Origin of the sequence: Paenibacillus sp. FSL P4-0113, from assembly GCF_038009305.1 — a bacterium.
GTDB classification, from domain to species: domain Bacteria; phylum Bacillota; class Bacilli; order Paenibacillales; family Paenibacillaceae; genus Paenibacillus; species Paenibacillus polymyxa_D.
The window spans coordinates 3,650,360-3,670,314 of record NZ_JBBPAZ010000001.1; the positions used below are offsets into that span (position 1 = coordinate 3,650,360).

General features: G+C 48.9%; 18 protein-coding genes. All 18 read left to right on the forward strand.

Translation table 11 applies throughout. The annotated features are described in order from the left end of the window. The first annotated feature begins 22 nt into the window (after positions 1-22). Complete coding sequence (locus tag MKX46_RS15715; protein ID WP_165150736.1) at positions 23-1,681, forward strand: putative polysaccharide biosynthesis protein; 1,659 nt, start codon at positions 23-25, stop codon at positions 1,679-1,681. Positions 1,682-1,837: 156 nt separating this feature from the next. Further along, the gene (mazG, locus tag MKX46_RS15720; protein WP_340931145.1) at positions 1,838-3,337 is read left to right on the forward strand and encodes a nucleoside triphosphate pyrophosphohydrolase; all 1,500 of its coding nucleotides are present in this window, start codon (positions 1,838-1,840) and stop codon (positions 3,335-3,337) included. Between the two features lie 333 nt (positions 3,338-3,670). Further along, complete coding sequence (locus tag MKX46_RS15725; RefSeq protein WP_007428028.1) at positions 3,671-3,943, forward strand: HU family DNA-binding protein; 273 nt, start codon at positions 3,671-3,673, stop codon at positions 3,941-3,943. Then, on the forward strand, positions 3,943-4,221 hold the full coding sequence (locus MKX46_RS15730; RefSeq protein WP_016818913.1) for an RNA-binding S4 domain-containing protein: 279 nt from the start codon (positions 3,943-3,945) through the stop codon (positions 4,219-4,221). Before MKX46_RS15725 ends, MKX46_RS15730 begins: the two co-directional genes overlap by 1 nt. A gap of 178 nt (positions 4,222-4,399) precedes the next feature. Continuing rightward, positions 4,400-4,684: a sporulation protein YabP gene (gene yabP, locus MKX46_RS15735; RefSeq protein ID WP_025721693.1), complete on the forward strand. Its 285-nt coding sequence runs from the start codon at positions 4,400-4,402 to the stop codon at positions 4,682-4,684. After that, positions 4,681-5,259 (forward strand): spore cortex biosynthesis protein YabQ, encoded by a 579-nt coding sequence (yabQ, locus tag MKX46_RS15740; protein WP_029514620.1) that lies wholly within the window; start codon positions 4,681-4,683, stop codon positions 5,257-5,259. The genes yabP and yabQ overlap by 4 nt, the downstream gene beginning before the upstream one ends. A 4-nt stretch (positions 5,260-5,263) precedes the next feature. Further along, complete coding sequence (locus MKX46_RS15745; protein WP_029514621.1) at positions 5,264-5,593, forward strand: FtsB family cell division protein; 330 nt, start codon at positions 5,264-5,266, stop codon at positions 5,591-5,593. Between the two features lie 123 nt (positions 5,594-5,716). Then, positions 5,717-6,241 carry a S1 domain-containing RNA-binding protein gene (locus MKX46_RS15750; protein WP_014279051.1) on the forward strand — a complete coding sequence of 175 codons (525 nt, stop codon included), beginning with the start codon at positions 5,717-5,719 and terminating at the stop codon, positions 6,239-6,241. A 505-nt stretch (positions 6,242-6,746) separates the two neighbouring features. After that, on the forward strand, positions 6,747-9,254 hold the full coding sequence (gene spoIIE, locus MKX46_RS15755; RefSeq protein WP_029514623.1) for a stage II sporulation protein E: 2,508 nt from the start codon (positions 6,747-6,749) through the stop codon (positions 9,252-9,254). A gap of 127 nt (positions 9,255-9,381) precedes the next feature. After that, on the forward strand, positions 9,382-10,131 hold the full coding sequence (locus MKX46_RS15760) for a VWA domain-containing protein (RefSeq protein WP_029514624.1): 750 nt from the start codon (positions 9,382-9,384) through the stop codon (positions 10,129-10,131). Further along, positions 10,115-11,053, forward strand: coding sequence for a protein kinase domain-containing protein (locus MKX46_RS15765; RefSeq protein ID WP_023986445.1), 939 nt, complete (start codon positions 10,115-10,117; stop codon positions 11,051-11,053). Before MKX46_RS15760 ends, MKX46_RS15765 begins: the two co-directional genes overlap by 17 nt. 66 nt (positions 11,054-11,119) lie before the next feature. Beyond that, the gene (gene tilS, locus MKX46_RS15770) at positions 11,120-12,568 is read left to right on the forward strand and encodes a tRNA lysidine(34) synthetase TilS (RefSeq protein WP_029514625.1); all 1,449 of its coding nucleotides are present in this window, start codon (positions 11,120-11,122) and stop codon (positions 12,566-12,568) included. A 47-nt stretch (positions 12,569-12,615) separates the two neighbouring features. After that, positions 12,616-13,155: a hypoxanthine phosphoribosyltransferase gene (gene hpt / locus MKX46_RS15775; protein ID WP_023986447.1), complete on the forward strand. Its 540-nt coding sequence runs from the start codon at positions 12,616-12,618 to the stop codon at positions 13,153-13,155. A gap of 97 nt (positions 13,156-13,252) precedes the next feature. After that, positions 13,253-15,292 (forward strand): ATP-dependent zinc metalloprotease FtsH, encoded by a 2,040-nt coding sequence (gene ftsH, locus MKX46_RS15780; RefSeq protein ID WP_029514626.1) that lies wholly within the window; start codon positions 13,253-13,255, stop codon positions 15,290-15,292. Positions 15,293-15,569: 277 nt separating this feature from the next. Continuing rightward, positions 15,570-17,183 (forward strand): L-aspartate oxidase, encoded by a 1,614-nt coding sequence (gene nadB / locus MKX46_RS15785; RefSeq protein ID WP_341071451.1) that lies wholly within the window; start codon positions 15,570-15,572, stop codon positions 17,181-17,183. Beyond that, positions 17,173-18,063 (forward strand): carboxylating nicotinate-nucleotide diphosphorylase, encoded by an 891-nt coding sequence (gene nadC, locus MKX46_RS15790; protein ID WP_341071452.1) that lies wholly within the window; start codon positions 17,173-17,175, stop codon positions 18,061-18,063. The genes nadB and nadC overlap by 11 nt, the downstream gene beginning before the upstream one ends. A 6-nt stretch (positions 18,064-18,069) precedes the next feature. Next, a complete protein-coding gene (locus MKX46_RS15795) occupies positions 18,070-18,837 on the forward strand; it encodes a type III pantothenate kinase (RefSeq protein ID WP_039274025.1) in 768 nt (255 codons plus the stop codon). A gap of 218 nt (positions 18,838-19,055) precedes the next feature. Next, the gene (gene hslO, locus MKX46_RS15800) at positions 19,056-19,940 is read left to right on the forward strand and encodes an Hsp33 family molecular chaperone HslO (protein WP_025718327.1); all 885 of its coding nucleotides are present in this window, start codon (positions 19,056-19,058) and stop codon (positions 19,938-19,940) included. Positions 19,941-19,955 lie beyond the last annotated feature (15 nt).

A 19,955-nucleotide genomic window follows, 5' to 3' on the forward strand; every position in this document is an offset into this window, starting at 1 on the left:
CAGGTGGGAGTGGAGACGGAGAATGCAGGAAAATCGCGCCGCTTCGCGGCTGCTACGAGGTGCTGTCATTTTGACACTGGCAGCGGTAGCGAGCAAGCTGATCGGCACAGTGCAAAAAATCCCGCTGCAGAATATCGGCGGCGACGGCGTGTTTGGCATTTATAATACGGTTTATCCTTTTTATACGCTGTTCATTACCATTGCAGCTGCTGGATTTCCGGCTGCAATATCCAAATTTGTAGCTGAGTTTGAGGCAGTGGGAAACCGAGCAGCGGGGCAACGTGTTGCTCGGTTATCTTCGCTTGTCTTGGGTGTCTTCGGATTAATCCTGGGCGTGCTGATGTATACGTGTGCGCCGCTCATTGGTCAATGGATCGACAATGCTCACGTCATTCCGTCGGTGAGGGCGGCGGCGTTTGCCTTTTTGTTCGTGCCGGTTATGGCGGGACTGAGAGGATATTTTCAAGGTTTGCAAAATATGCTTCCGACTGCTGTTTCCCAAGTGACGGAGCAGGCGATAAGGGTAAGCGTGATGATTATACTGTTGCTGCTCATGCTGTCACAAGGAGCGGGAGCAGATATGATTGCTGCCGGAGCCGTGTTTGGTTCAGCAGCAGGTGGAGCAGCGGGCTTGGTCGTCATGTTGCTATATTGGCGAAATCACAGGAAGAGGCTTAGAAGGCAAGGGACGGTCATGGCGACAGTGCAAGCACAAGCTGGAGAGCTACACCCAGCGGAAAGCAATGGTGCCTTGTTAAAGGCGATACTGCGTTATGCCCTGCCTGTTTGCCTTGGAGCGCTAGCCGTTCCGTTAATTAGCCTGGTAGACACATTTACTGTACCTCGCTTGTTAAAGCAGGAGGGATTGGACGATACTGCGGTTATGGTGGCCTTTGGCGTGTATAACCGAGGTCTGCCGCTGGTACAGCTAGTCATGATGTTTGCCACCACCCTGTCGGCATTATTCATTCCATCGCTGGCTGAGGCCCGGGTAACCGGCGGTACGGAACTGGCACGTCGCCAGTGCGAGCAATCGCTACGCTGGTTTTGGCTACTGGGACTGGCCGCTGCGACAGGCTTGATCGTGCTGGCTGTGCCCGTCAATGTGATGCTGTATGCGGACGACACCGGCAGCGGGGTCATGCGCTGGATGGCGCTAACCGCCGTAGGCGGCACGCTCAGCATTATCTCGGCTGCGCTGCTGCAAGGGCTTGGCGCAGTTCGCGCGCCGGCTCTGGCGATGCTCGCGGCCGCAGCAGCCAAGGCGCTGCTAAACTGGCTGCTCGTGCCGCAGCTAGGCACGGCTGGAGCCGCCATTGCGGGGGCTGTCGCCTATCTGCTGGCGGCAGTGATCAACATCGTGCTGCTGGCTCGCTTGGTAGGCCTGCGCGCGAGCTGGTCCGCCAGCGTGCTCAAGCCGGCGGCGCTGCTTATCGCCCTGGCTGGTGCGGCCGGGGCAGCGATGTGGGGCACCAGCGCTGTGCTGGGTGCCTTGGGGTGGGCTGCCGAAGGTCGTGCCACGGCAGCCGTGGAGAGCCTGCTGGGTGTAGCCGCAGGCGCCGTTGTGTTCGTGATCGGCCTCGCACGCTTGAGGCTGATCACGGAAGCCGAGCTTGTGGCGGTGCCCAAGCTCGGACGCCCGCTGGCAGCCGTGCTGCGCAGGCTACGTGTACTGGCTTAGCCAGGCATACGGCTTACGGCGTGAATCGGGACAACCATTTTATGAGCCTATACCACTTTGTGGTATAGTAATGCCAAAGCAAAGGAAGCGGAAGCGGGGTTAGGCCGTGTATTTTTTCGAGCATGAGCCTTGTTTCTGCGAAACGGAGGATGGGATATGAGCGTAACATTAACAGTCGTAGGTTTGGGCTCGGGGGATCCGGATCAGCTTACGATAGGGATATTGAACAAAATGCGGGGCGCTTCAGCGCTGTATCTGCGGACCAAGGAGCATCCTGCGGTTCAAGTGCTAAATGAGTTTGAAGTGGCTTTTGAGTCGTTTGACGAGGTATATGAGACAAAAGAGTCTTTCCCAGAGGTATACGAGGAAATTACCAGCCAATTGATTACGACGGCTGCTAAGGCGGCAGACGGAAGCGAAATCGTCTATGCGGTTCCCGGCCACCCTATGGTGGCAGAAGCAGCGGTGCAGTTGCTTAAGGAGCGTTGTCCTGCGCAAGGGATTGAACTGAATATTCTGGGCGGCGAAAGTTTCCTGGATGAAGCTTTTGTGCGTCTTGGTTTTGATCCGATTGAGGGTTTTCAGTTGTTGGACGCAGGTACACTGGATGCCAGCTGGCTCCAGCCTCAGCTGCATACACTGATCGGACAGGTGTATGACACCTTTACGGCTTCTGATGTGAAGCTGTGCCTGATGGAGAGGTATCCTGACGATTATGAGGTATATGTCGGTCACGCCCTTGGGGTAGAAGGGGAGGAAACGGTGCACAAGGTACCGCTGTACGAGCTGGATCGAGTAGAGGGCTACGGGAACCTATCCTTGGTATACATACCTCGCAGTGAAGATGAAGCGCTGAAACGGCGTTCTTTTGACCGTCTACACGAGATTGTCGATATTTTGCGCAGCCCGGAAGGCTGTCCTTGGGATCGTGAACAGACACATCAGTCGATTCGCAAAAATCTGATCGAAGAAACGTATGAAGTCATCGAAACGATAGATGAGGACGACCCTGAGCATATGAAGGAAGAGCTGGGCGATCTGTTGTTGCAAATTTTGCTGCATGCCCAAATGGAAGAGGAAGTCGGAACCTTCAATGTGTATGATGTTATCCAGGGGCTGAATGATAAGCTTATTTTCCGTCATCCACATGTATTTGGTGACAATCAAGCGAATGATGCGGAAGAAGCGCTGCAAAACTGGGAGCAGATGAAGGCTGAGGAAAAACGGCTTAAAGGCACGACGGCGGCATACCCTTCTGTACTGGACGGGGTTCCGCGAGATCTGCCTGCTCTTATGAAATCGTACAAGCTCCAGAAGAAAGCAGCTAAAGTGGGCTTTAACTGGGATAGCATTGAGGGCGTATTCGATAAATTGGACGAAGAAGTGGCTGAGCTGAAGGAAGCGGTTCGTGAAGGGCATGCTGCGGAAGCCCAGTTGCTGGAGTTAGGCGATGTGCTATTTGTTGCCGTGAATGCAGCCCGGTTTATGGGAGTAGACCCGGAAGAGGCATTGTCGGCTACCAATCGCAAATTTGTCGACCGTTTCCAGTATATTGAGCAGAAATTACGCGAGCAGGGGCGTCGTCCCGAAGAAAGCAGCGTAGATGAAATGGAGACTTACTGGCAGGAAGCGAAAAAGCTCCTTGGTAAAGCGTGATTCCACATATTCGCTTTTGGCTGCACAGAACAGTAAAATGAGACATATGCAGGGGTGTAAGAAGGCCCAGTTTGAGGGGACTTGCCAATGGGCAGAGTTTTGTAGTAGGATGTTGGCTTAACTGGGGTCGAATAAAAAAACGCCTGTCATTGCAGGATTTTTACGGACAAGCCAGAATAACTTGTAGTAATTCTGAAAATAACTGTAGCTTATAGTTAAGCGTGTTACAGTGACATTCAGAAGGGCTTCGGCCACAGTTGGACCTCACGTCTGCTCCATCAATGGACATGCAGCGTGATGATTATTTTTTGACATTTGGGAGGCTTTTATCTTATGAACAAGACAGATCTGATCAACAATATTTCCAGCAAAAGCGGTTTGAGCAAACGTGACGTTGAAGCTGTATTGAATGGCGTTCTTGGTGAAATTACAGATGCACTCGCTAGCGGTGACAAAGTGCAACTGATCGGCTTTGGTACTTTCGAAACACGCAAGCGTTCCAGCCGTACAGGCCGCAATCCACAAACCGGTAACACGATTGAAATTCCAGAATCGACCGTTCCTGCTTTTAAAGCCGGTAATAAGCTTAAAGAAGCCGTTAACTAATGCGTCTTGATAAATTCTTGAAAGTCTCGCGGCTGATTAAGCGGCGTACGGTAGCCAAGGACGTCTCCGAACAAGGGAGAGTGCTGGTGAACGGACGCGAAGCCAAGCCGAGCAGTGCGGTCAAAGTAGGCGATGAAATTACCGTCCAGTTTGGCCAGAAGCTGGTGACCGTGCGAGTGGAACGGCTCGCCGACACTACACGCAAGGACGAGGCTGCAAGTATGTACACGTTGGTAAAGGAAGAGCCTATTGCCAGGGACAATGGTTTAAACTGGTAAGCAGACATCTGATTTTCTCACAACTGTACATGAAAGCATTCCTTCATTATTTTATGAAGGAGTGCTTTTTTTCTTTAGATGACGAGTTTTCGTCCATCATATGCTGATTAACAGCAAAAGCGGTTCTAAATCATACGGCCCCCTTCATAAGCTAAGAACAGAAGGAGGGGTACATGCCATGATTGAACAAGGGAAGTCAAAGCACCATGATCTGCGCATGCAAAGCCGCAAGCAACTCGATATTTCAGGCGTCAGCAATGTGGAGAGCTTTGACAGTGAAGAATTTTTGCTTCAGACCGAGCTGGGCCATCTCACCATTCGCGGACAACATTTACATATCAAAAACCTCAGCCTAGAAGAGGGACTGTTGTCCATTGAAGGTCTGATTACTTCCCTCGTCTACCTGGAGCCCGGGGCCCCGGCTAAAAACGGAAAAAGCCTATTCGGCAAGATCTTCAAATGAACCCTTACACGCAATGGCTGACGTTAACGTGGATGCTGGTGTCGGGCATAGCCATGGGAGTGGTGTTTGACAGCTACCGGGTGCTGTCCATCCGCTTTCATTTTGCCCGCTGGAGCGTTCATATATTGGACGTGCTGTACTGGGTGGCCTCGGCTTTGTTTATTTTCCGTGTGCTATACGCGAGTAATCGCGGTGAGCTGCGGTTTTATGTCTTTTTAGGACTACTTTTGGGGGTTTGGCTCTATTTTTGGGCCTTTAGTGTTACAACCCAACGTTTTGTGGTAATGTTATTAGAGATAGTTCGCAGACTGACGTTGATCGTGAACAGCATACTGCGCATCCTGATTGTTCTTCCGGTGTTAGCGCTGTATCGGCTGTTACGCAAGCTAGTCGGATGGACATGGGCACTTATTGTGTTCCTGGGAAGGATGCTGATATACATCCTGATGCCGGTTTGGAAGCCGATCCTATGGCTGATCGGTCCACTTAAAGCGCGCTGGAGGACTCCAGAGTCGCTCGTAAAGCTGGGTATCAGACTGAAAAACACAGCGAAAAGATGGTTTGGAAGGAGGTAGTATCATGCGTAATTCGTCTGTAGATCGCCATTCATCTTCTACGTCCAAGTCCAACGCGGGCGGGCGCAGGCGAATCATGATTTGGTTGCTATCGCTTGCCGCCTTTGGTAGTTGGGCAATTTTTACCTTTTTTTCTCAAGGCATGATTATGGCCGATCGAAATGAACAGCTCATCCAGAAGGAAAAGCAGAAGCAAGCTGCTACACAAACGGAACAACAGCTTCAAACCGAAGTGAATCGTCTCAAGGACCCTGAGTACATTGGCGAGATTGCCAGAAGCAAGTACGGTCTTTACAAACCGGAAGAGACGCCAATCATCGGAGATCAGAAATAGGAACATTATCGGGCCAATGCTTAGTTGACCTTGGTTCCGCCATTTTGTATAATCAAATCACCACAGCGGGATTTTTTTGCAAAAAAATCGGTTGTATATTTTAAGGGAGGATCATTTTATTCTATGGCAATTGAAGTGGGCACCAAGTTAGAGGGCAAAGTGACAGGCATCACGCATTTTGGAGCATTTGTGGATTTGTCTGGAGGTGTCACGGGTCTCGTTCACATCTCGGAAATCGCCGATAACTATGTTAAGGATGTTAACGACCACCTGAAGATTAATGATGTCGTGACGGTGAAAGTCATTAATGTTGACAAAGATGGCAAAATCGGACTTTCCATTAAGCAAACGATTGACAAGCCGGCAAGTGAAGCCCGTCCCCCAAGAGCTCCAAGACCGGAGCGTACGGGAGGACCAGGCGGAGGCGACCGTTTCGGCGGTGGAGGTTCAGGTCCAAGTCAAGGACGCGGTGGTGGTGGCGGTGGTTTCAACCGCGATCGTGGAGGCCGTTCTTTCAAGCCTGCACCGGGTAAACCTTCATTTGAGGATAAAATGTCACGCTTCCTGAAAGATAGTGAGGAACGCATTTCGTCGCTGAAAAAGAACACCGAAGGTAAACGCGGAGGACGCGGCGCGAAGCGTGTTTAATTCACTTTGACAACCGTATCAACCATACACGGAAAACCGTACAGTCGAAAGACTGCTACGGTTTTTTTGCGTTCTACCGACAATAGATGCGACACGCAATGGCTGTGGGCGATAAATCCGGTTATCGTTATACATGTATTTTATGAGATTCGCAATTTTGATGAAGACGAGGAAGCATTCGTGCTGGAAAGCGAATGTTTTTTTTGTCGTGAGGACATAATCGTCCGACAAACTCCAACGGTTTTCCGTCTATCTTCTGTGCAAATCGCTAGTCTTGGTCATAGTGATGGACGACATAGAGAGGTCAAGCAAGGAGTTAAGAGACGCAACTTCCATCTGCTTCCATACGGGCGTAGCTTGATGTTCAAGGTGATGCTCTGTCCTTTCGCGCAGAACGTTTTTTTGTCGGAAATTTCTTGGAATAAGACGTGAGGTTCTGACAAACTTTCTCAATCATTCCGGTTTAAGATGGGAACATCAAATTGATGAATGGGGTGCCTGACGCATGATGGAGAAATGGAACGTGGTACATTTTCCGGGGTTAAAATCTAGAAAGTCCAAATCCAAAGAGCGTACGGAAGGTTGGTCTTCCAGACTCAGAAAACGGCTGGATTCACATAAAGTGGTGCAATGGGTAACAGCGCAAAGATGGATGCTGCTATTGTCGGCTATGGGAGTTCTACTGGGACGCGCCACTATTTTGGACGAGCTTTCTCCTTTTGCCCTCGCTTATTTTGCGGTCATAACGTTCCTTCGGCGTGACCTGATGCTGCCTGTAGCTGTATCCGTTGTGTTAGGCAGCCTGTTAGCTCCTTACCCATCGTTATTTATGATTGGTGGTGAGCTACTGGTATTTTATTTCCTGTATCGCGGGTTACGAACCTTCGATCGTCTGGAACTATCCTATGCTCCGCTTATGGTTTTCTTGTCTGTGTTTATGGTCAATTTATTTAACGCCGTGATGGCTCCAACTTTCACATGGTATGAACTTATCATTGTGGGAACGGATGCGGTTCTCAGCTTTATGCTTACGCTGGTATTTACACAGGCCATACCGTTGTTTACTTACCGCAAGAAGACAAGCCAGCTCAAAAATGAGGAAATTTTATGTCTTATTATATTATTAGCCTCTGTGATGACGGGAGCAGTAGGATGGACTGTTCATTCATTGTCTGTCGATCATGTATTGTCGCGATATTTGGTCTTGGTGTTTGCTTTGGTGGGAGGTGCTTCGCTGGGTGCATCGGTCGGTGTAATTACCGGTTTAATTTTAAGCTTGGCCAATATGTCTGCAATTGTGCAGATGAGTTTACTCGCTTTTGCAGGTTTGCTGGCAGGGATGCTGCGTGAAGGGAAAAAAGGTGCTGTTGCGCTTGGGATGCTGCTAGGCTCCTCCATTCTGACGATCTATTTGGATGGGACCGGGGACGTGCTGACGTCAACCTGGGAGAGCTGTGCGGCGATTCTATTATTTTTAATGACCCCAAAAAGTTTCTTTAAAGCGGTTTCTACCTATGTTCCCGGTACGCAGGACCATGCTAAATCTCAGCATGAATATGCCAAAAGGGTTCGCGATCTCACCGCAGAGCGGGTAACGAAGTTTTCCCGTGTATTCAGTCAGTTATCCCGCAGCTTTCACCAGATATCTGCGAGTGAGAGTACGAAGTCGGACGGAGAAATCGAACATTTTATGAATGCGGTGGCCGAAGGGACATGTGCCTCCTGCTTCAAGTGTGAGCAGTGCTGGGACGGCAAGTTTATGCAAACCCATCAGTATATGACGGAAATGATGAGCGCCATTGAGGATAACCCGGATTTGGAGCCGGAGCAGATACCCCCGCAATGGAGCAAGGCATGTGCTAAAACGGGCGCTGTCCTGCAAGTGATGAAGCAGCAGTATAGCCTCTACCAACATAATATGCAGTGGAAGCGCCAAGTATACGATAGTCGTCAGCTTGTTGCTGACCAGCTATCGGGTGTATCACAAATTATGGAGGATTTAGCGCGAGAAATTCAGCGGGAAGGGCAGACCATGCATCGGCAGGAGGAGCAAATACGAGAGGCTCTTGATAGACTGGGATTGTCCATCCAATCTATTGAGATTATTAACCTGGATGCAGGTCAGGTAGAAATAGAGATTGTCCATGCCTATACAAGGGGATTTGATGAATGTCGGAAAATCATTGCTCCACTGCTGTCGGACATACTGGACGAGCATATAGCTGTGATGCGCGAAACGGAGGCAGATCGCCGCCAAGGCTTAGCTACAGTCATGTTCGGTTCTGCTAAAACGTATGAGATTGCTACAGGGGTAGCTAGCGCCGCCAAAGGAGGCGATTTTTTCTCAGGAGATAGCTACAGCATGATGGAGCTAGGGAACGGGACTTTTGCAGTCTCGTTAAGCGATGGTATGGGGAACGGAGAGCGCGCGCAGCAAGAGAGCAGTGCAGCACTTAACATTTTAGAGGAATTACTGCAATCGGGTATGGACGAAAAATTGGCGATCAAGTCGGTTAACTCTGTCCTGATGCTGCGATCACCTGAGGAAATGTATGCTACGGTCGATATGGCGCTGATTGATCAGTATACGGCCCAGACAACCTTTATGAAAATTGGGTCTACGCCAAGCTTTATTAAAAGAGGAGAGGAGGTCATTCCCGTATCTGCCAGCAATTTGCCGATTGGCATTATACAGGATATTGAAATTGATTTGGTATCCCTGCAGCTCCAGCCGGGTGATATTCTCATTATGATTACAGACGGTATATACGACTCACCGGGGTACGCGGTTAATAAGGAAATATGGATGAAACGCATGATTCAGGAGATTGAAAGCGAAGATCCTCAGCAGTTGGCCGACTGTTTGCTAGAACGGGTTATTCGATACCAACAAAATCAAATCTATGACGATATGACAGTAGTCGTTAGTAAAATAGATCACTTCCGCCCAGAATGGGCAACTCTCCATGTACCTGGCATGAGGTGGTTGGAACGTCCACGGACGGTGAGCTAATCCGACATTGCCCGGGAAATTCCTTATTCGCTTTTTAAAAATCCGCATCCTTCGTTTGAATCGTTCCGGATTAGGCAAAGATAGAATCTATCGGAATAGATTAAGAGGAAGCGGAGGCCAAAAAACGATGAAGCAAATTTTGATCATAACAGACGGGTGCTCAAATGTAGGTGTTAGTCCAGTCATGGCGGCTGCCCAAGCTCTACGGGAAGGTATTACAGTGAATGTCGCCGGAGTCATAGATTATGGAACTATTGGCGAGCTTGGCAGCGCGGAGATTCAAGAAATTGCTAAAGCAGGGGGAGGGTTTAGCCAAATCGTTGGGACGAAGCAGTTGGCACAGACCATGCAGATGATGACGCGCAAAACGGTGGTTCAAACCATTCAGCAGGCGGTTAATAGAGAGTTAACGCACATTTTGGGCGAGGGTGGCGCCAAACATATCGGTGAACTTCCTCCGGCAAAACGAGCCCAAGTAGTTGAGGTGATGGACGAGCTGACAGAAACAAGCACCCTGGAGATTGCCTTGCTCATTGATGCAAGTGCGAGCATGAAGCCCAAGCTGCCTGCTGTAGAGGACAGCATTCGCGATTTGCTGCTCAGCTTGCAGTCGAGAAGCGGACACAGCCGTCTATCGGTATTTCATTTTCCGGGCGGCAAAATGGGAGAAGACGCAGTCATGGATATCGGTTGGACCTCTGAGCTTAACCAGATCAAATCGATATTTGGACGCTTGCGGATGAAAGGAGCGACGCCGACAGGTCCTGCCATTTTACAAGTGATTGATTATTACCGATATGTTACACTAGGGGAACAGAAAGATCTGGAAGAATCCTATGGCAAAGGAGAAGGGATGCTCGGTGACTACGTCGTCTGATCCCGTTCTTGCACCCGGAACGGTCATCAAGGGCAAGTGGAAGCGGAGCAGCTATGTCATCCAGCGCTTGCTGGGCCGGGGAGCGAACGGAACTGTATATTTGGTAAAAGAAGCACAGGCCGATCGGCAATTTGCTCTGAAAATGGGGAAGAACACGCTTGATCTGCAATCGGAGATTAATGTGCTGACCACATTGCAGTCTCAGGGCACTCAGGCCGCCCTCCAGCGAAATGGAAATCCTTCCTTTTTGTTTGAGGTGGATGATGTAGTGTTACGCAGCGGAGAGATACCCTTTTATGTTATGCGGTACGTTAAGGGTGATCCACTTCATCGCTTTGTGGCAGCCAAAGGGCCGGAATGGTATGGCGTGGCTGGAACCGGTATACTGAATCGTCTGGCGGATCTCCATCAGGCAGGGTGGGTGTTTGGCGACCTGAAGCCGCAGAATATTTTGGTCAATGCCTATGGAGAGGCTGAATTAATTGACTACGGTGGGGTGTCTCTTGCTGGCCGGAGTGTTAAACAATTTACAGAATGGTATGACAGGGGATTTTGGAATGCTGGCAGCCGAAATGCCGATTCCCAGTATGACCTGTTTGCCTTCGCTCTTCTAACGATTCATATATTGGAGAGCGAATCGTTAAAGGCGGCTGCCAGCAGGCTGCCACAGTTGCGTAATACGGCAGAATTGACGGTCATCATTCGCCGCAGCCGTGTATTACGCCCCTATGCCGAATGGCTACTGGGTGCAGTGCGTGGAGAATATTCCGATACTCGTGCAGCGGCCCGATCTTGGTCACGTTTGGCTTCCGCACATGTCAGGCAATCGTCGGTCAAAAGAGGGAATCCACGCTGGCTGGGATATGCTTTCACGGTATCGCTTTTGCTGCTTGCCGGAGCGCTCTGGATTGCGTTAAGGTAGCAGCATGACTTACATAAGATAACAGATGATCATCATTTTTACGGTAGGGAGAAAAGAGGGTCGGGAATGGGAACAACAAAACCGACCGGTGTTGTACAGGAAGTGCTCGCCTTGGCGCGAGATCATTCACTGTGGAGCCCCGGAGACCGCATTGTGGTTGCTGTATCCGGTGGGCCGGATTCGGTGGCCCTTTTGCACATTTTACATGAAATATCCGTTATACATATGCCTTTACAACTCGTCTGCGCTCACGTTCATCATGGATTCAGACCAGAGGAATCGGATGCGGAGGCTGAAGTGGTACGCAATATTGCCCGAAAGCTTGAACTTCCATTTGAAATGACTCGGGTCGATGTACCCGCTTATATGAAGGAGAGTGGTAAGGGACCACAGGAAGCAGCACGCGAGCTGCGCTACAGCTTTTTACATGATATGGCTACAAAGTGGGAAGCACAGCATATTGCAATGGCTCACCACGGCGACGATCAAGCCGAAACAGTTCTTTTGCACTTGCTGCGTGGTAGCGGCCCAGCAGGTTTGGCGGGTATGCGTTTGGCACGCAATGAAAAAAATGTGCAACTCATTCGCCCGCTGCTACGTATGTACAAGGCTGACCTGATTGAGTTTTGTAACTTGTATGGTCTTTCCTACGTGATAGACAGCACTAATTTATCGTCCAAATACCGCCGTAACGCCATCCGCATGGATGTGCTTCCTTTTTTGGGGCAATATAATGAGCGACTGACACCATCCTTGAACCGGCTGGCCGAAACGATGGCTGACGAAAATGACTTTATGGAGGCATCTACGCTGTCAGCATACGAGAAAATGGTGAGCTTGGATAATGGCAGGTACATGTTTCCCATCGCTTCATACCGTAAGCTACCCGTTGCTTTACAACGGAGGTTGATTAAACTAATATTAAATTATCTGCCTTCGGACAGTGAAAATTTTGATTTTCGTAAAATTGAGACCGTTCGACTAAGACTTCTCCAAGAGGCATCGTCTACATGGAGTTTGGATTTGGGAGGCGGTGCGGTTGGAGTCCGCGAATATGACCAAGCGGTTTTGTTTGACCGTACGCAAGTCGTTATGGGCGAATGGTGCTATGGACTAAGTGTATTGCCTATTTCCGGTGAGCTAGAGTTGCCTGAAGCGGGTGGTATACTCCGGTGGCGAAGGGCTTCCTATTTGGATGGGGATCATCCGGCCAATAAGGAGGAAGCGTGGTTCGACGCAGATCAATTGAGTCTGCCTTTGACTGTACGCTCGCGATTACCTGGAGATACCATGTATGTAATGGGATTAAACGGAAGAAAAAAGGTTAAAGATATTTTTATTAATGAAAAAATACCTCCTTCAATGCGTTCCGTTATTCCCATCGTCTGCGACCACTCTGGAGCTATTCTCTGGATTCCGGGCGTACGACGTTCTGTACATGCCGCGGTGCAAGAGCACACGTCTTCGGTTATATATATGTCATGGCAAAGACGAGAGAGTCCGGGGCACCGGTAATTGCACAGGAACGGCTTTCATAGTATAAACTTAGGAGGTTTACACCGTTGCAAAATGATATTCAGGAAATATTGATCAGCGAAGAAGAAATTCAGAGTAAAATTAAGGAATTGGGTGCACAGCTCAGCGTAAAATATGAAGGGAAAAATCCATTGGTGATTTGCGTACTGAAAGGTGCGTTTATCTTTATGGCTGATTTGGTTAAATCCATTACAGTGCCATTGGAGCTTGATTTCATGGCTGTATCAAGTTATGGAGCGTCCACAAAATCCTCAGGTATCATCAAAATCATTAAGGATTTGGACGCATCTGTGGAAGGACGCGACGTTCTGATTGTCGAAGATATTATCGACAGCGGCCTGACGCTGACACATTTGATTGAACTGCTCAAGAATCGTAATGCCAATTCGGTATGTGTCGTAACCTTGTTCGACAAGCCTGCACGCCGGACGGTTAATCTTGAAGCAGATTATACTGGATTTACGCTTCCAGATGCGTTTGTTGTCGGCTATGGTCTGGACTATGCCGAGCACTACCGGAACCTCCCATACATAGGGATTTTGAAGCCGGAAATCTATACCAGCTAATCTCAGCCTCCAGTCCTAGGACTAAATAAGGCCCTTTGTTGAGAAGGACTTACAGGCTATGGTAAAATAACTTAAGTGTCTCGAGAGGAGGTAGGGGATGAATCGGTTCATCCGGAATTCTGGTTTTTATTTGATTCTTTTTTTAGTTGTGGTGGGTATCGTTCAGTTTGTTAGTAACAGTAACGAAGCCTCCGATCTCCCTAGATATGACCAATTACGGCAAGAGGTTAAAGCTAATAACATCTCTAAAGTAACGGTCCAATTTGACGGTTACGCCTATCTTGTAACCGGTGCATATAAGAAGCAGCCGGCTAATGCTAAATCGACCAATTTTTCCGTATATGTTCCACCAACGGATCAAGCACTAAGTGAACTGGTAAATGCCAGCGAAACGAACGGGTTTGAATATGTACAGAAGAAAATGGAAGGCGAAAGCATCTGGCTGACGTTTTTGACTTCTATCATTCCTTTGGTGATCATGTTCCTGTTGTTCTTCTTCCTGTTTAATCAGGCACAGGGCGGTGGCGGCAAAGTTATGAACTTCGGCAAGAGCAAAGCCCGTCTGTATAACGAAGAGAAGAAGAAGGTTACGTTCGAGGACGTGGCAGGGGCTGACGAAGAGAAGCAGGAGCTTGTCGAAGTCGTAGAATTCTTGAAGGACCCACGCAAGTTTGCAGCTGTGGGCGCTCGTATCCCGAAAGGTGTTCTGTTAGTGGGCCCTCCAGGTACGGGTAAAACACTCTTGGCAAGAGCTGTTGCAGGCGAGGCTGGAGTACCGTTTTTCAGTATCTCAGGTTCTGATTTTGTAGAAATGTTTGTCGGGGTCGGTGCTTCCCGTGTTCGCGATTTGTTCGAGAACGCTAAGAAGAACGCACCTTGTATCATTTTCATTGATGAGATTGATGCCGTTGGACGTCAACGTGGCGCTGGATTGGGTGGCGGACATGATGAACGTGAGCAGACGCTCAACCAATTGCTCGTAGAAATGGATGGATTCGGCGCAAACGAAGGTATTATCATCGTAGCTGCTACAAACCGTCCGGATATTCTAGACCCGGCGTTGCTTCGTCCAGGACGTTTTGACCGGCAAATTACGGTTGACCGTCCAGATGTTAAAGGCCGTGAAGCAGTATTGTATGTACATGCTCGCAACAAGCCGTTAACGAAGGATGTTAAATTGGACGTAATTGCGAAACGTACAACAGGCTTTACAGGCGCTGATCTCGAAAATCTGTTGAACGAAGCTGCCTTGTTGGCGGCTCGTCGTAACCGCAGGGATATTTCGATGCGAGAAGTAGATGAAGCCATCGACCGTGTTATCGTAGGTACAGAAAAACGCAGCCGCGTAATCAGTGACCGCGAGAAACGAATTGTTGCTTATCATGAAGCAGGCCATACGATTATTGGTTTCTTCTTGGAAAATGCCGACATGGTTCACAAGGTAACGATTATTCCACGTGGACGTGCAGGCGGATATGTCATTATGCTTCCGAAGGAAGACCGCATGCTGACAACCAAGCAGGAATTGCTGGACAAAATCACTGGATTGTTGGGTGGACGCGTATCCGAGGAACTGTTCATTGGTGAGATCGGAACAGGAGCCTATAGCGACTTCCAACAAGCAACAAGCATTGCACGCAGCATGATCGTAGAATATGGTATGAGTGAGAAACTTGGTCCGATGCAGTTCGGTACTTCACAAGGCCAAGTATTCCTTGGACGCGATATCGGTCATGAGCAGAACTACAGTGATCAGATCGCTTATCAGATTGACCAGGAGATGAATCGTTTCATCACTGAATCTTATGAGCGTGCTAGAGAACTCCTGACCAAGTATTCCAAAGAGGTTCATTTGATTGCTCAAACCTTGCTGGTAGAAGAAACCTTGGAACTTGAACAAATCAAACGTTTGATTGAGACAGGTTCTTTGGATGGTGGCACGACTGAGGGAGAAGGAACACCGGAAAACGGTGAGCCTGTGATCGACAACATTGGAGACGTCCGTGTACGTATTCAAGGTAAGGATGAAGAGCCTAAGAATACAACAGATCAACCGAATGATATCCCTAATCTGCAAAAGCCAGAGGATGACAACAATTCGGGCAACTCCGGTGGTACTCCACCGACAACAACCTAATCATTCAATGGATAGTTGAATAAGCTTATATGCAAGCTCCGGGGAACCAGGTATTATTGGTTTTCCGGAGCTTTTTAAATGGAAGATTATTGCTAACGTGATTTGACAGACACCGGAACGTTGTGTACATTTATTGTTAAATAAACGGCTGTCGTCTTCTTAGCTTATAAAAGCCAACAGCTGCTGCAATCGACTTTCTATTATTTTGAACATATACGTGAGCGCATACTGTAGAACCTATGGTGTGCGCTATTCTTCTGTGAAATCAGGTGAAGGCATGATTCCAAGATATCTAGTTGATTTTGATGTAGCGGAATTGACCCGATTGGAAGCCGACGTGTTAATTATCGGCTCGGGCATTGCGGGCTTATATACAGCCATTAAGGCTGCAGAGAATCGGAAAGTGTTGCTGATCACCAAGAAGACTTTGATGGAAAGCAACACACGTTATGCTCAAGGCGGCATTGCTGCTGTCACATCGGATGAGGATACACCTGCTTATCATATGCAGGACACCCTGATTGCTGGTGCAGGTTTGTGCGAACCAGAGGCGGTCAGAACGCTTGTCCATGAAGGTCCAGGTGGTATTCAAGAGTTAATACGTATGGGAACGGCTTTTGATCGTGTGGATGGTGAACTAGCATTGACACGGGAAGGAGCGCATAGCCATCGGCGTATTTTGCATGCGAATGGGGACGCTACGGGTTATGAAATTGTTCGTGCGTTGTCAAAGCAGGTTGCTGCTCATCCCGGTATCGAAGTGTGGGAAGAGTGCATGGTCGTCGACCTGCTGACTGAGCATGGTGAGTGTATTGGGGCCCTCGTCCAAAAGCCAGGTGGGGAAAGGTCGTATATCACTGCTAATGCAACGATTTTGTGCTCAGGAGGTAGCGGGCAATTATACCGTTATACGACTAACCCGGATATTGCAACCGGGGATGGTATTGCTATGGCGTATCGTGCTGGGGCGATTGTCCGGGATATGGAATTCATACAGTTTCATCCTACGGCGTTGTGCCATCCGGGCGCTCCAAGGTTTCTAATTTCCGAAGCTGTACGGGGAGAAGGAGCCGTGTTACGCAATATTCACGGAGAACGCTTCATGGACAAGTATGATTCACGGCAGGAGCTTGCACCCAGAGATATCGTAGCTCGTGCTATCGTTCATGAGATGGAACGCACCCAAGCTGCGTTTGTATACTTGGATATTACGCATGAGCCGCCTGAGCGGGTGAAGCGACGTTTTCCAACCATTTATCGGACATGTCTGTCATTTGGTTTGGATATGACGACAGACTGGATTCCCATTGCGCCTGCTGCCCATTATATGATGGGTGGTGTTCAGACCAATTTACACGGGGAAAGCTCCATTGCGCGTTTATTCGCCTGCGGGGAGACCTCTTCTACAGGTGTTCACGGAGCTAATCGTCTTGCGAGCAATTCATTATCTGAAGCTATTGTATTCGCCAGTAGGATTATTGAGCGACTGCATTCATTGCCACCGCTGGTCGGCCATACGTTGATATCTTATAGCGATAACCGCACAGAGTTCCCGGCTTCATCCGTCACGGAGCAACGGCTTAAGCTGCAAGAAGCAATGGTTCGTTATGCTGGAGTTCGTCGGCACGGCGAGGGGCTGCAAGCAGCATTAGATGAGCTGCAAGGGCAAATGCCTATTTTCGGGGCTGTGATCGCTAGCCGGGAAGAGATCGAATTTGCCAATTTGCTCACATGTGCTTTATTAGTAACAGATGGTGCGTTACTGCGTGAGGAGAGCCGGGGAGCGCATTATCGCGAGGATTTTCCTGAGACAGATGATAGCGCCTGGCGAAAGCATGTCCAGCAGCGACGTGATCAAGGGATAACGGAGGAGTACGTTCATGACATCTAACAGCGAGCTTTATGGAGAGTTTAGTGGATATCAGGAGGAACTGACGGCACAAATTCGCAGCTGGGTGCGAGAAGATACGGGCTCTGGCGATGTGACCACGCGCTGGACGATTGAGCAGGGCCACCAATCCAAGGCTGTCATTCATGCCAAGGAGAGCGGCGTAGTTGCGGGTTTACCCGTGGCTGCCCTTGTATTTCAGGTAGTGGACCCTTCCTTGTCGTTTACTCCGCTGGTGACCGATGGACAGTGGATTGAAAAGGGAAGCGTTTTGGCTGAAGTGAATGGAAGTACCCATGCGATTTTGACTGGAGAGCGACTGGCGTTAAATTTGCTACAACGAATGTCTGGCATTGCCACGCGGACTCGAGCTTTTATAGAACAATTGCATGGTTTGTCCACCCGCTTGGTGGATACACGCAAAACAACACCGGGACATCGGCTGCTGGAGAAGTATGCTGTTCGTGTAGGCGGTGGCTCGAATCATCGCTTTGGCCTGTACGATGCTGTTATGATTAAGGATAATCATATTAAGGGCGCAGGTGGGATTGAACAAGCTGTGAGTCGAGCGCGCGCTAATATACCGCATACGATGACGATTGAAGTAGAGACGGAAAACATGAAACAAGTGCAGGAAGCCCTGGAAGCTGGGGCGGATATCATTATGCTGGATAACATGTCTGCCCCAGATATGAAGGAAGCCGTTCGGTTCATTCGGGAACGGGCACCACATGTCAAAACAGAAGCCTCGGGCAATGTATCGCTGGATACAGTGCGTGAGATGGCTGAGAGTGGCGTAGATGTGATTTCTGTAGGCAGGCTGACATACTCTTTTCATAGTCTGGATATCAGCCTTGACCTTAACGCAAAGAAAGATAGGTGACACCCATTGATTCTTGTAGTGGATGTAGGTAATACCAATATTGTTCTGGGGATGTACGAAGGGCGGGAGCTGTTGCACCATTACCGGATAAGTACCTCCAGACAGGCAACCGCAGATGAATACGGCGTACTCATACATAATCTTTTTAGTATGGGTGGCGTATTAAAGGATGACATCCATGGAGTTATTATTTCCTCTGTCGTTCCGCCATTGGTCCGTGTATTAGAAGAAATGTGCGATAAATACATAGGCAAAACGCCGTTAATCGTCGGACCGGGAATCAAGACCGGTCTTAACCTGCGTTATGAGAATCCGCGTGAAGTAGGTGCGGATCGGATCGTGAACGCTGTTGCGGCTGTCGAACGGTTCGGCGGGCCGCTGGTTGTGGTGGATTTTGGAACCGCGACGACGTTTGATTGTATTGACGATAAGGGAAACTACTTGGGTGGTGTAATAGTGCCGGGTATCGGAATTTCGACAGAGGCACTGTATCAACGGGCTTCCAAGCTGCCCCGTATCGAGTTGGAGAAACCCAAAAAGGTTATTGGTCGTAATACGGTTCATGCCATGCAAGCTGGGATTATCTTCGGTTATGCTGGGCAAGTGGATGGCATTGTGAGGCGCATTAAGGAAGAAATGCAGGCGGAGCCTACGGTTATTGCTACCGGAGGTCTTGCAGAGCTAATCGCATCAGAGACAGAGAGCATTCAGAAAGTGTTGCCGATGTTGACGCTTGAAGGATTACGTATCATTTACCAACGTAACGCTGAATAAAAAAGTGGATATAAGCTGCCGCTGCGTCCAACCGATGATCTTATCGGTTTGGATTAGCGGCGTTTTTCGTCTATACTGAAATATGTTACGTTTTTGAACAATTCGCGTGATCTGTCGATGCAGGTTGTTTATATAGTAGGAAATTATGCTTCAATGATGAGCAATACTAACGAAAATAAGCAGCATAGCTGTCCTGGAGAATAGGGGAGGATATCAATATGGAAAATAAGCAGGATCGACTTATTCGTGGCACAGCCATGGATGGGAGGGTTAGAGCTTTTGCTGTTCGGACAACTCAATTGGTAGAGGAATTGCGGAGAAGACATGATACGTATCCAACGGCTACCGCTGCTTTGGGGCGAACCCTCACAGCAGGAGCTATTATGGGTTCTATGCTAAAAGGCAAAGAGCGATTAACCATTCAAGTTAAAGGTGATGGACCGATTGGGCAAATCGTCGTTGATGCCAATGCTGTAGGGGAAGTGCGAGGTTATGTTACTGAACCACATGTGCATTTGCCGAGCAATAGTATGGGCAAACTGGATGTAGCGGGTGCTGTAGGTACAGAGGGGTTCATTCATATCATCAAGGATTTGGGGTTAAAAGAACCGTATCGCGGCAGTACTCCGATTATTTCCGGTGAACTGGGTGAGGACTTTACCTATTATTTTGCCAAATCGGAGCAGACCCCGTCAGCGGTGGGCTTGGGTGTGCTGGTAGATACTGATAACTCGGTTATTGTGGCCGGTGGATTTATTATTCAATTGCTTCCAGGCTTGAATGATGATGAGATAACTGCGATCGAAAATGCAGTCAGCTCCATTCCGCCCGTTACCGCTTTGCTGGATCAAGGGTTGGAACTTGATGAAATGCTGCGCTGGATGTTGCCGGACGTTCGGATTCTCGATGAATTGGATATCCATTTTCAATGTGAGTGTTCACGTGAGCGCGTGGAAAAAACATTGATCAGTTTGGGAGAAAGCGAATTAGAGCAGTTAATTGAGGAAGAAGGACAGGCTGAGGTCGTATGTCACTTTTGTAATGAGGCTTATCAGTTTAATAAAGATGAGCTGCAAAATCTGTTAGATCAAGCCAAAGCCTAACCGGATGGGCGGTGC